Origin of the sequence: Kurthia zopfii, assembly GCF_003143955.1 — a bacterium.
In the GTDB taxonomy this organism is placed as follows: Bacteria; Bacillota; Bacilli; order Bacillales_A; family Planococcaceae; genus Kurthia; species Kurthia zopfii.
Genome location: NZ_QFVS01000031.1, coordinates 1 through 13,519, shown reverse-complemented (window position 1 = coordinate 13,519; position 13,519 = coordinate 1). Strand labels below are relative to the sequence as shown.

Below are 13,519 nucleotides of genomic sequence, written 5' to 3'. Positions count from 1 at the left end.
GAAAATTGATTAGGGAGGCTTTTAAGAAGGAGAATTATTATGAAGGAAAGTGTATGGACAGGTAGAGTGGATGAGCCGATCACGCAGGATAATTTGAGATATCATCAAATTATTAAGTTCCAACAAACGATGGCAGAAAGCTTAAATGATGAGCAAACGGTAGCGCTAATTGGGTTCGAGTGTGATGAAGGTGTTCGCTTGAATAATGGCAAAGTTGGTTCTAGTACTGCACCGGATCTAATCCGCCAATCATTGGGTAATATTCCGTGGAGAGCTAATAATCCAGAAGCAAAGCTATTGGATTTCGGAAATATTACGCGAAAAAATGAATCCCTTTTAGAAATACAAGAATTGCTAGGCGAAAAAGTTTCAAAATTAAGTAATACCTATAAGAATGTCGTGATTTTAGGCGGCGGACATGAAGCGCTATTCGGACATTATTTAGGCGTACGAAATGCCATTGGATCTGATAAAATAATCGGACTCATTAATATTGATACGCATTTTGATTTGCATGAGTATTCACATCAAGCAAATTCAGGCACTATGTTCAAACAAATTCTTGACGAAGATGAGCAAGCTTTGTATTTAGCATGTGGTGTAGGGCGATATAGTAATACTTCCGAGTTATTTAAAAGAGCCGATGCATATGGCGTGCAGTATATTTGTGAAGATGGATTGTCGAGAGCAGAACTGCAAATGACCATTGATGATTTTGCACAAAAATGCGATACATTAATCGTCACGCTATGTATGGATGTACTGAATGTCGCATATGCACCTGGTGTAAATACGGCATCTCCATATGGCTTAGAACCTAAGCAAGTGAGAGAAATTTTGCAATTGACGATGAGACAACCAGCTGCAAAAACCTTTAGCATTTGTGAAGTGAATCCGAAACTCGATTCAAATCATCGAACGGAGAAACTGGCTGCCCAATTAACGAATGAAGTAATCATGACATTATTAAATGGTTGAATGAAAAGAAAATAATAAACCTTCAACAATTTCAGGAGTCGTGAAATTGTTGAAGGCTTTATGATCATCTCATATAAGTAATTTCTGTCGTTAGATCGAATACGAAAATTGACAAAAAAGAAATAAATGTTAAATTTGTTGCGTTGAAAGGGAATTGTTTTTTTGAGTTTTTGCAGGATCAAGTACGTTATTGATAGTTACTTGGACAACAATTTCATTTTTGAAAAAATAAAAAATACTAGAATGGGTTTGCGATCGGTGGGGAAAGAAAAGTAGTTTACAAACTTACGACCATGTTATTAATTTTGAGGAAGTAAAGGTGGATTATAAGTTTCAATTTCACTAGAAAAAGCTCATATAATTGATTTAAAAGAGTATTATTTTGTAATGAATTTCGAATTAGTGGAAAATTTAAAGGAGTGTTTAAAAATTAGTAAGAAATATAAAGTTATTTTGCTTTTTGTCATACTATTGATTTTAGTCATTGCATCTACATTTGCTTATAATAAATATAAAATGAAAACTCTTGAAGAAGATGTATTTGAATATGTAATGAAAGAGAAAAAAGTAAGTGAAAATGATCTAACAGGTGGCGCCTATTATTCAAAGTTACAAGGAGATAAAAAGTATTTAGTTGATGTAAAAATAAAAGGGGATTCTAACATTTATGCGTATTATCGAACTAAAAATAATCAAATAAAGTTAGAATCATATACTGATGAAGATCGTGTGGAACATGTAGAAGATTAGAGCTATATTATGAAGTAGTGCAGTAAGTTTTAGGACTGAACCAACAATCACAAAAAGCATGATCTATGGGCTGGTATGCTCATGATCATGCTTTATTGTTATGTCTAATCTGAATAAGGTAGTTCATTCATTCTGACGTTTCCTTTTTACGATGAATAAAGTTGATAATGCGACTAAAATTAAGCCCACTGTTGAGAAAATATAATAAGTACTTGAAGTCTGTGGTAAAGTGGTCATCGAATTCTTTGTGGACATTGGCACAATAATTTCTTCGGACTCAATTTCCATATTCTCTTTCTTAGATATAGGTGTTAACTCTTTGCGTTCATACTTCGTTTTTAAGGTAGGTAACCCTGTGCCGAGTGAAGTGGAACGTGATTGTTCTTCAGCGTAGACATGTGTCGTGAGCGAAAAAAACACTACAAACAATACCATTAAGTAGCGCATACAAAACCCCCATTCATAATACTAATACCTTTTCTCTATAGAAAAAAACTAGTAATAAAAGTAAAATGACCTAATGAAACTGAATTAAGGAACATATTTTACATAGGTTGTTATGTTCGCTCCGACTTTGTAAAATGCAAGTAGAGTGAATAAAAAGTGAGGTATTACGATGGGAAAAGAAGTTCGTTCTTACATATTGCTATCAATAGGGGTATTGATTTTAAGTATTTCATTTAATGCGTTTTTACTACCAGCAAAATTAGCGTCTGGTGGGGTCGTAGGGATGAGTACCATTTTATATGAACTATATCATTGGAATCCGACAATTGTTCAATTGACGATCAATATTCCATTATTCTTTTTAGGCTATTTCTTATTAGGTAAAAGTTTCAGTATTAAAACGCTTGTAGGAACAATCATGCTGCCATTAGCGATTGCTGCGACAGCTCATTTACCATTCGCAGTAAAGGATCCGATGTTAGCTTCCATCTATGGTGGTATTCTAACGGGTCTTGGACTAGGTCTTGTGTTTAGAGGGAATGGTTCGACAGGTGGTACAACAATTATCGGGCAGTTAATCAAAAAGTATTTCAGGTTCTCAAGTGGATTTGCGCAATTATTAATTGATGCGGTAGTCGTGATCGCTGCGATGTTTGTTTTCAATTTAGAATTAGCATTATACGCGATGATCGCAATCTTCATTACGAGTAAAGTGATTGACCTTGTACAACTACGTACATCATCATCTAAACTTGTGCTAATCGTCACGGATCATGAAGAAGAAGTGAAGAAATTAATCCATGAGGAAATCAATCGTGGTTTTACGAAGATCTGGTCTGAAGGTGGTTATTCTAAAAAACAGAAAGCTTTGCTATTTAGCGTTTTGGAACAATCAGAAGCAGTTTATTTAAAGGAATTGCTTCAAACAACCGAGACAGATTCATTCGTCATCTTCCTAAATGCGTCAGATATTATGGGCAGAGGATTCTCCTTACCAAAAGATTACAAAAGATAAATGATGCAAGCATTTTCCTTTCATAATTGGAGGGGAGATGCTTTTTTTAACTGTTGACAGATTCATGGTAAACTAAGAATGAACTTAAAACGGATTGAATCAAAGGAGAACTATATATGAATCGACTGGCGAAAGAATCGTCACCCTACTTACAACAACATGCAGAAAACCCAATCGATTGGTATCCGTGGGGAGAAGAAGCGTTCGCGGCTGCTAAAGAGCAGAACAAGCCGATCTTTTTAAGTATCGGCTATTCGACTTGCCACTGGTGTCATCGTATGGCAGAAGATTGTTTTGAGGATGAGGAAGTAGCAGCATTATTAAATCAAGATTTCATCTCAATCAAAGTGGATCGTGAGGAAAGACCGGATATTGATCAAATTTACATGAATGTTTGCCAAATGCTTACCGGAGCGGGTGGATGGCCACTTTCAATTTTTATGACAGCCGATCAACTGCCTTTTCATGCGGGCATGTATTTTCCGAAATATAGCCAAGGAAAGCAACCAGGTATGCTCGATACTTTAAACTATATGACAAAAGTATTTAAAGAACAGCCGGATCGTATACTTCAAATTGGTGAAGGCATTCGCAATGGCCTAGTTGCGCAAAATACCTTACCTCAAGTAGAGAGAAATGAAAGTATTGTTCATGCTGCCCAACACACATTAGCACAGCATTTTGATGGTATTTACGGCGGTTTTGGACAGGCACCTAAATTCCCTAATATCCCACAATTGAGCTTTTTATTGCGGTACTATGCAGCGCATGACGATGAGCAATCATTATATTTAGTTGAGAAAACGGTAACGCAAATATACCGTGGTGGAATTTATGATCATATTGGCGGGGGTATTTGCCGCTATTCAACTGACCAGCAATGGAAAGTTCCTCATTTTGAAAAAATGCTTTATGATCAGGCGCAGTTTTTAATGATTCTTGCTGAACTTTACCAAATTACGAAAAAGCCATTATATAAAAATATTATGCTTCAAATAATTCGGTTTTTAGATGAGGAAATGCTTGGACAACCGGGTATGTATTATAGTGCAATCGATGCAGATTCTGATGGCGTTGAAGGCGATTATTATTTATGGCCACTCGATGCTGTTGAAGAAAGCTGTAGACAGGATTTCGGATTAACTGAAGGGCCTCATTTAGAAGGTAAATATGTAATTCATTTGATTGAAAATGAGCAATTCGAACAGTTTATGAATCAATATGAAAAAGAAATTCAGGCATTAAAAACTATTCGAGATTCAAGACCAGCACTTCATAAAGATGAAAAATGCATCACTTCTTGGAATGCGCTATGTATAACTGCGTTTTGCAAAGTAGGAGCGGCACTTGAAGATGAGAGCCTGATTGCAAAAGCAGAAGAATTAATGAAACAAATGCTACAGCAATCAATTGCGAATGGCAAAATTATGATGACTGATGCACAAAAAGAAGAAGCATTTTTAGATGATTATAGTTTCGTCATTCAAGCGTTAAATGAACTTTATCTAGCAACACAGAAAGAATACTATCTACAACAATCCATTGACTGGTCGAACTATGTGATCGAACATTTCACTTCCGAAAGTGGCGGATTTTCATTTGTATCCGATCAGCATGAAAAATTAATTATAAATCCGAAGCCTGTTTTAGATGGAGTAATGCCGACTGGTAATAGTGTACTTGCAGTTGAGTTTTTTAAATTAGCAAGATTATCTGAAAATTTTTATTTTGAAAAAATCGCGAATCAACAGTTAGCTGTTTTTTCGAAAGATAGTATGACATACCCTTCTTCTACCCTTACATTACTTCAATTAGATCTTATGTTGAAAGCTGATTATAATGATTTCAAAATGGCAGGACAATCAGATGAAGTCATTCGCAAATTAGGAAGTCAGTTTAGACCGTTTGATACGTGGAAAACAACAGTTGCTCCGACATTTTCTTTCCAACAATGTAAAAAGGATCACTGCTCGACCTTGCGTTTCTCTACGGATGAAGTATTAGACATGCTATAATGAAATAGGTATATGTTTTTTAAAAATTAGAGGAGTGGAAAAATGCCTAAGCAAGAACTAGAGTTACGAGAAATTAAAATAGAGGAAATGGACCAATTTATTAAACTTTTAAATTATGTCTTTCAAGTAAATGTGTCGATTCATAAAGACCGTTTATTCGTGAATGCCAAGTCTAAACAATTCCAGGAAGGCACAGCAATGGGATGGTTTGATCGTGATCAACTTGTATCACAGATTTTAAATTTACCATTCCAAGTGAATATTCATGGTCATATTTATGACATGGGTGGCTTAACTGCGGTTGGTACTTATCCAGAATATGCGAGTCACGGACTAATGCATCGACTTATTTTGAAAAGTTTAAGTAATATGAGAAGTGAAGGTCAATCAATTTCCTACTTATTCCCGTACTCAATTCCTTATTATCGTAATAAGGGTTTTGAAATCATAAGTGATATTGTGGAATATCAAATGAAAGACACGCAAATGCCACGTTACCAAAATATCGAAGGTCAAGTACGACGTGTGCAAGTCGGTCATGAAGATGTCAAAAATATTTATACACTTTATTCAAAACAAACACATGGTGCGATGGTGCGTAATGCAATCGCATGGAACGAGAAATTTCAAGAAAGTTATTGGGAAGAAAAGTTTGAAGGTAGCGATGCGCAACTTCAAGCAGCGGTTTACTATGATTCAGAAAATGATGAGCCAGTTGGCTACTTATTCTATCGTATTATGGAAGAAAACTTCTATGTCGATGAATTAGTCTATTTAACGAATGAAGCGAGAAAAGGTTTATGGAACTTCATTCATGCCCATAAATCGATGGTTTACCATGTTTTCGGTAAAACAGGTGGTACAGAAGCAATCGCATTCTTAATGCAAGATAGTGAGATTAAGCAGAGTTTATCACCATACTTCATGGCTCGAATTGTTGATGTGGAAATGTTCATGAAGCAATTCCCATTCAATAAATCTGACTTTTCCGTTCGACTTTCAATTGATGATCCTTTAGCTGCATGGAATCATGGTACATTTGAAATCTCAAGTGTAAATGGCGAAGTAAATATTTCAAAACTAAGTGATGAACTTGATGAAACTATTCCAAGTGTTACAATTCAAACGCTTACTACGATGATGTTAGGGTATTTAAGACCACAGTATTTATATAGTATTGAACGACTTGTTGTTGAAAATGAGGATGAAATCGACTTGTTTGAGGAGTTAATTCCGAACAATGTACCTTGTTTCATCGATTATTTCTGACAATCAAATAAAATTTTTACTAAGAGATGGATTGCGCTTATGTGCAGTTCATCTTTTTTTGCTCAATTTTTGGAAATACAGTAAGGTCGAATTCAAAACTTGCCCATTTATTTTTGAAATAAGTTTAATGAATATGGACGAAATGACAAAATCAACGAAGTTTTTTAAGTGAAGAACAGGCAATTACGTAGTTCTAATTTCTGTCATTCCTTTAGTAAATACGCTATTGTTAGTATATGTTTTCGTATAATTAAGAAAGGATTGTGAATGAATGAAAGCAATAAAACATTTGATGCAATATATAAAACCATACATATGGATTACAATTTTAGCGCCATTATTAATGGTGATCGAAGTTTTTATGGATCTCTTACAACCAACAATCATGCAATTTATAATTGATGAAGGTATCGCAAAAAATGATATGAGTATAGTTATTAGTTATGCGATTATAATGATAGTTTTAGCAATTATTGGCTTAGGTGGAGGACTTGGATGCATTTATTTCAGCTCCAAAGTGGGTGTCCATGTTGCGACAGATTTAAGAAAAGATTTATATGAAGTGATGAGTTATTTCTCAACTAAAAAGCGAGATGAAGTAGGCACAGGGAAACTCATTACGATTATGACGAGCGATGTTGAAATGATTCAAAGAGCGCTAATGATGCTTTTACGAATATTCGTTCGTGGGCCATTAATGTTCATTGGAGCAGTTATTATTGTTTGGTTCACAGCGCGTGAACTTTTCAATATTTTACTCGTAATCGTTCCAATCTTGATGATTTTAATTATCACATTTACGATTTATTCGGGTAAGATTTTTCGAAAAGTACAGCAATCGGTCGACCGAGTGAATGAGATGTTATCAGAGAACTTGGCTGGTATTCGAGTAATAAAAGCATTCCATCGAATGAAGGAGCAGATGGATAAATTTTTACAAATCAATAAAAAATTAACAAAATTAAATCAAAACGCCAATATGGTTATGGGGTTTTTAAATCCATTAACAATGTGGATTGTCAATTTAGGAATCGTTGCGGCATTGTGGATCGGGGTAATTCAAGTTGAAATTGGTGCAATTCAAATCGGTGTGATTTTAGCTTTCGTCAATTATTTGAACCTAATTATAGGCGGCTTGATGATGAGCGTCATGGTTTTAATGCAAGTAGCGAGAGCAGTTCCATCGCTTGATCGTGTCTATGAAATGTTCAATATTGAAGGAGAAGAACGTCATCAAAAGCAAGATTTACATGATATTAAAGGTGATGTAACATTTGAAAATGTGAGTTTTTCATATAATGAAAATGGAGAAAACATCGTCGATCAATTGAATTTCCATGTAAACGCAGGGGAGACAGTAGGCATTATCGGTATGACCGGTACTGGTAAATCGACGCTTCTTAAACTTATACCAAGATTGTATGACGTTTCAAAAGGGAAAATCAAAATTGACGGAAAAGATATTCAATCTTTTACGTTAGAAAGTTTGCGAAAACAAATTGCGTTTGCACCGCAAAAAGCTTTGTTATTCGCAGGTTCAATTGCATCCAATTTAAAATTTGGTTCTCCAAATGCGGTGAAGGAAGATATGCATCATGCACTTGATCAAGCAAATGCGATGGAGTTTGTTGAGAAATATGATGATCAAGTCGAACATGAACTTTCCTTTGGCGCAAAAAATCTATCTGGTGGACAGAAACAGCGTTTAGCGATGGCAAGAGCATTTATTAAAGATGCAAAAATACTCATTTTAGATGATACTACATCTGCGGTCGACACGATTTCAGAGAAGATAATCAAAAACCATCTAATAAATGATTTCAAAGAACAAACACTTTTCATCGTTTCTTCAAAAATCGCAACAATTCAACATGCAGATCAAATTATATTGATGGATGATGGTCGTATTCATGGAATCGGAACACATGATGAATTATTGGCCACAAACGAAGAATATCGCGAAATATACTTATTACAGCAACAATCAGGGGGTGTATTAGATGCCGAATAGACCAGGTGGAGGTCATGGTAGACCAACAGGGCCAGCCCCAAAAGCGAAGGATCGAAAACGAACGCTATTTCGCATTTGGCAATATGTTCGAAACTATAATATCCAACTTACAATTGTAGTTGTAGCGGTAATTTTATCATCCGTACTAACCGTATTTGCACCATATTATTTAGGTGTAATCGTCGATCAATACATTATGCCGAAAGATATTGATGGTACGATCAAAAATGCCGTTATTTTAGGAATCATCTATTTATCGATTAGTTTGCTAATGTGGCTACAAACATTTTACATGATCAAAATTTCAATGCGCGTCATTCAAGAAGTGAGGCAGCAATTATTTGATCAGCTTCAACTATTACCACTGGAATTTTTTGATAAACATCAAACGGGTGATTTAATGAGTCGTGTGACAAATGATGTTGATAATCTAAATACAGCATTAAGCCAAAGTGTTGTTCAAATCATATCTTCTGTCTTAACGATTGTTGGAACAGGTATTGCGATGATTTATTTATCTTGGCAGCTAGCAATTGCGAGTGTCATTATTATTCCAGTTATGTTTTATACATCAAAAGCGATCATCAAAAAATCAGGAAAAAACTATGCGATGAAACAGAAGGATTTAGGAAACTTAAATGGCCAAATCGAAGAAAATATTTCTGGTGCAGAGATTATTACTCTTTTCAATGCTGAAAAAAGTAAAATTAGCGATTTTAATAAAATGAATGAAAAATATAGACAATCTGCGATGAAAGCGGAAATAACTTCAGGTTTTCTTGGACCGACGAATAACTTTTTAAATAATATTGGTCTTACAATTGTCATAGGCACAGGTGCAATTATGGTTGTAACAGGCCCAGCGACAATTGGACTTCTTGCTTCATTCACGACTTATTCGCGTCAATTTTTCCGACCAATCAACCAAATTTCAAACTTGCTCAACACATTACAGTCAGCCATTGCAGGTGCTGAAAGAGTTTTTGAAATGATTGATGAAAAAAGCGAATTTATTCAAGATCATGAGAAAAAAACACTCAAAAGCATAAAAGGTGATATTCGATTCGAGAATGTATCATTTGCATATAACGACTCAAAAATGATTTTACAGAATATTAACTTGGATGTTAAAAAGGGTGAAATGATTGCTGTTGTTGGTCCAACAGGGTCGGGTAAAACGACATTAATCAACTTACTGAGCCGTTTCTATTCTCCTACTGAAGGAGAAATATTTGTCGATGGACAGCCATTAAGTCAATACAAGATTGGTGATGTGCGAAAATTAATTTCAGTCGTATTGCAAGATACTTACTTATTCTCTGGTACTATATTGGATAATATCCGTTTCGGAAATCCAGAAGCGACAGAAGAACAGGTGATCGAAGCTTCTACGATTGCTCGTGCGCATCAGTTTATTAAATATTTGCCAAATCAATACCAAGAGTTTGTGCAGCCTGGTGGCGTGAATTTAAGTCAGGGGCAGCGACAACTCATTGCGATTGCACGTGCAATACTTGAAGATGCGGATTTATTAATATTAGATGAGGCAACTTCTTCAGTCGATACACGCACAGAGTCATTGATTCAAGAAGGTTTAAATGCCTTAATGGAAAATAAAACGACATTTGTTATTGCGCATCGTTTAAAAACGATCGAAGCTTCAGATCAAATCATCGTTTTGAAAAATGGCGATATTATAGAAAAAGGAAACCACCAAAGTTTGATGGAAAATGAAGGTTACTATTTCGAAATGCAAAATCAACTATAGAGAAATGTGGATGCTGAGTAGAAAATTCAGCATCCATTTTTTTATAGTTCTATATTATTAATACGACATTAATTAATGAAGTAAATATTGCTTATAGGTCATAAAGATCATATGTATTTCAAAGACGTAAGTAATGATTTTTTGTTGGAAAATAGTAATTAATTATACCGTTTTGCTGTAAATGATTGTATACTAAAGAAGTAGAAAAGAGGTTTGTGTCATTTATGAATAATGAAAAAAATAATGAAGGAACGCTATATTTAAGTAAAATTCAACCCGACAATCAAGGTGAGCAAACCTTATCTGATGAAATAATTGCAATGTTGGAATCAATTCAACATCATTTAAATCAAAACTTTAGTACTAGACATACTGCAAAAAAATTAAGAGAAATTATTTCCGATTTGAACCCTGTACTAAAAGTCCTGTTAATAGGAGATACTGAATCAAGGAAATCTCAGTTTATTAATACGATTTTGAATCGCCATTTAATGCCAACAGAATTTAATGGTGTATCTCGCGTGAACTCAATCATTCATTTTGGTGAAGTGGATCAAGTAACAGCGCATTTCTTAGATGGACAAGTCGCAATTTTTGATGCACAGCAAATTGAATTATTCGCAGTATCTGATACTTTTAGCTCACAAATGATGCGAGACGGATTAGATTATTTAGATATTCAAATTAACCATGACTTATTAAAGTCATTTGCTTTTTTAGATACGGCATCTTATGAGAAAAACCTATTTATTAAAGAAAGTTTTTTAAATCGATGTCCTTCAGTTTTGTGGATTTTGAATAGTGATTTCAAAAACTCGCCCACTGAAAAGTTGATGCAAGCTAAATTAGAACATTACGCTAAATCCTTACATTTTATTAAAACTAACGACAATATTATATGTGACGGTAAGCGACAAATGACCGTTTCTTTACCACTTATGACAGAGGCGATTGTGGAGAATGATTCATCCAAATTCGCGCAATCGAATTTCGATTCATTACTACAAATGTTCAATGACAGTAAACAGTCAATTGAGATGTACCGAACAAATCTTATGGATCGACTATTCAAGTGGATTAATCGTTTTTCAATTGAGTCTACGAGTTTAGTAAACCGAGATCCATATAAGGAAGCTTACTCGCTTTTAAAAGAGTTTTCCGAAAGTGGCGTGTCGTTAATGTCGATGAGCGCTGAGTTTCAACAGCAAATTAAAATCTTTGATGTTCAATACGAATCAATTCGAGGTAGTTTTCAACAACTAGAAACCGCTCATCAATTAATCGTTTTCTTAAAGGAAAATGAATTGCAGAAAAAAGTGGAAGTTCAACAGTTTATTAACTTATACGAGTCATATAGTAGTGAAGTGATTGAATATCGAAAAGTCTTCAAAAATGAGGAATCAGAGGCACAAAAACAAGTTGCTGAAAAAATTCAACAATCATCACAGCAAGTATTACTGAAATTTGATGAAGTAAAAAATATTATTTTCAAATTGGTGCAAAATAAACTACTAATAATTGAAAATCAAATTCTAGAAGTGAAGACGCAAATAGAGTATCGATTATCTAGACTGTTCAATGCTACAAAAAGACTGCAAGCATTTGATGTGATTGTTGAAGCTAAAAAAGAGATTGAATTATTGATCGAACAATTTGAACCAACACAGTCGAACAAAATGTATTTAGAAATGGTCAAAGAAATTCCAATGGATCATCAGCAATATGTTCAATCTTTCCTACAACAAAGAGCAGAGTTGATGAAATATAAAGTAGATAAAAAGTCACAAGCGATTTATAAAGAAGTATTAGAAAAAATTAACATCATCATGCCATTATAAAAACAATTGATTCAAAAGGAGGGGTAACCTTCTTTTTTTTTAGTCCTTTATAACTTCAAAAAGAGTGTATATTCATACAAAATGTGATAGGAAAAACTCATGCGATAGAATTCTATTTTGACTATAATATGTCATAGACACTTTATTTTTTATTGAAGGAGATTTTGACAGCATGTCACATATGTGTGAAATACATAATAAAGAGCAAAATCAAGTTCTTCAAGAACAGAAAATCGTCTTATATTGCCCTGAATGCGCACAAGAAAATATACTTGAGATTATTCAACTGGAAGACCAAATAAAACTCAATAAATTAGAATTATCAACACAGAAAATTGAAAACTCACGAGAAAAATTCCTTAGACAAATTATTTTAGGGATGATTATTGCTTTATATATTCAAGTTTTACCGTGGATTTTTTCACCTTTTTATAATGAAATTGATTCAGTCGGATCTTATTTCCTTGCAGTTGGAGCTTCCTATCAATGGATGTGGACGCATGGATGGGTGATGATGCTTTCCATTATTTTTGTCTGTTTAGGTCTATATAATGTAAAAGATGCATTTTCTAAATTGAAAAGCTTGCCAAAAACGATTGGCACTGAAGAACCAACAAAAAAAGATCGATCACTTGCAGTAAAGAGATTTCAAGCTTCATTCCGTTTAAATCAAGCGAACGAATTTATACAAAAGATTCATAAGAAATACGCAGAGCAAAAAACGACAGTAACGCCTGTGGAAGTTATGACAGAGTATGAAATGACATTGTATTATGCCAAACTAATTCAACATTTAGGGTATCGTGATGTTGAGTTAACGCGTCCTCTCGAAAGTTTTGGTGTTTCAATGATTGCAAAAAAAGATGGCATTAAAGCTTCTATGATGGTTATTAAAGATGACAGCAGATTGAATCATGAAGTCATTAGTCGTTTTGGAACGGGTAGGGCTTATTTTGATTGCGAAGAAGCAATCATATTAGCCCCGAAATCAATCAACCATGATGCCGAGCAATTCGCAAATGAGTTGCGCATAAAATGCTGTAATATGAAAGAGCTTGAAGAGAATTTAACTTCAAGTAAAGTGGATGCATGGACACAGTATTTAGATGAGTTCACAATCAAGACAGATACGGATTTGAAAAGATATTCTATGTATGAAAAAGAAAGACTTATTCACTTTAGTGAATAAGTCTTTTTGGCTCTTTGTCAAATAACGTTGGTGAGAGTTTTCAATTGAATAAAAATCGATTGGTTTGAGCGAGATCACTTTTCATTTATGAAGCGTGGCTCGCTCTTTTTAGTGCGAAGTGTAAATAGATTCGGTTGCGATAGTTTTCAAAGTTCCTGTAACCATAGGCAACTCGATTTAAGACTTTGATTTTATTGTTAATTCCTTCAATTCTTCCGTTGTTATAAGGGAAAAGAAAG

General features: G+C 34.4%; 11 protein-coding genes. 9 read left to right on the top strand and 2 right to left on the bottom strand.

What is annotated here, in order from left to right:
• Positions 1 to 39 precede the first annotated feature (39 nt).
• Together hutG and DF281_RS10865 are read left to right on the top strand one after the other, a co-directional pair.
• The gene (hutG, locus tag DF281_RS10870; RefSeq protein ID WP_109350288.1) at positions 40 to 978 is read left to right on the top strand and encodes a formimidoylglutamase; all 939 of its coding nucleotides are present in this window, start codon (positions 40 to 42) and stop codon (positions 976 to 978) included.
• Positions 979 to 1,365: 387 nt separating this feature from the next.
• Positions 1,366 to 1,728, top strand: a complete 363-nt coding sequence (locus DF281_RS10865) for a hypothetical protein (protein ID WP_109350287.1) — start codon at positions 1,366 to 1,368, stop codon at positions 1,726 to 1,728.
• A gap of 123 nt (positions 1,729 to 1,851) precedes the next feature.
• Here the strand turns inward: DF281_RS10865 and DF281_RS10860 are convergent, their stop codons facing one another.
• Entirely contained in the window at positions 1,852 to 2,175 is a 324-nt protein-coding gene (locus tag DF281_RS10860) for an LPXTG cell wall anchor domain-containing protein (RefSeq protein ID WP_109350286.1), read from the bottom strand.
• Between the two features lie 169 nt (positions 2,176 to 2,344).
• Between DF281_RS10860 and DF281_RS10855 the strand changes: the two genes are divergently transcribed.
• From DF281_RS10855 to DF281_RS10820, 7 genes are all read left to right on the top strand, one after another.
• On the top strand, positions 2,345 to 3,190 hold the full coding sequence (locus DF281_RS10855; RefSeq protein ID WP_109350285.1) for a YitT family protein: 846 nt from the start codon (positions 2,345 to 2,347) through the stop codon (positions 3,188 to 3,190).
• A gap of 116 nt (positions 3,191 to 3,306) precedes the next feature.
• Positions 3,307 to 5,205 carry a thioredoxin domain-containing protein gene (locus DF281_RS10850; RefSeq protein ID WP_109350284.1) on the top strand — a complete coding sequence of 633 codons (1,899 nt, stop codon included), beginning with the start codon at positions 3,307 to 3,309 and terminating at the stop codon, positions 5,203 to 5,205.
• Between the two features lie 42 nt (positions 5,206 to 5,247).
• Positions 5,248 to 6,474: a GNAT family N-acetyltransferase gene (locus tag DF281_RS10845; protein WP_109350283.1), complete on the top strand. Its 1,227-nt coding sequence runs from the start codon at positions 5,248 to 5,250 to the stop codon at positions 6,472 to 6,474.
• A gap of 271 nt (positions 6,475 to 6,745) precedes the next feature.
• Entirely contained in the window at positions 6,746 to 8,485 is a 1,740-nt protein-coding gene (locus DF281_RS10835; protein ID WP_109350281.1) for an ABC transporter ATP-binding protein, read from the top strand.
• The gene (locus DF281_RS10830; protein ID WP_109350280.1) at positions 8,475 to 10,253 is read left to right on the top strand and encodes an ABC transporter ATP-binding protein; all 1,779 of its coding nucleotides are present in this window, start codon (positions 8,475 to 8,477) and stop codon (positions 10,251 to 10,253) included. Before DF281_RS10835 ends, DF281_RS10830 begins: the two co-directional genes overlap by 11 nt.
• A gap of 224 nt (positions 10,254 to 10,477) precedes the next feature.
• Positions 10,478 to 12,091: a P-loop NTPase family protein gene (locus tag DF281_RS10825; protein ID WP_109350279.1), complete on the top strand. Its 1,614-nt coding sequence runs from the start codon at positions 10,478 to 10,480 to the stop codon at positions 12,089 to 12,091.
• Between the two features lie 172 nt (positions 12,092 to 12,263).
• Entirely contained in the window at positions 12,264 to 13,280 is a 1,017-nt protein-coding gene (locus tag DF281_RS10820) for a restriction endonuclease (RefSeq protein ID WP_109350278.1), read from the top strand.
• Positions 13,281 to 13,365: 85 nt separating this feature from the next.
• Here the strand turns inward: DF281_RS10820 and DF281_RS10815 are convergent.
• Positions 13,366 to 13,519 (bottom strand): transposase (locus tag DF281_RS10815; RefSeq protein WP_146191504.1); only part of this gene is annotated, 154 nt, incomplete at its 5' end.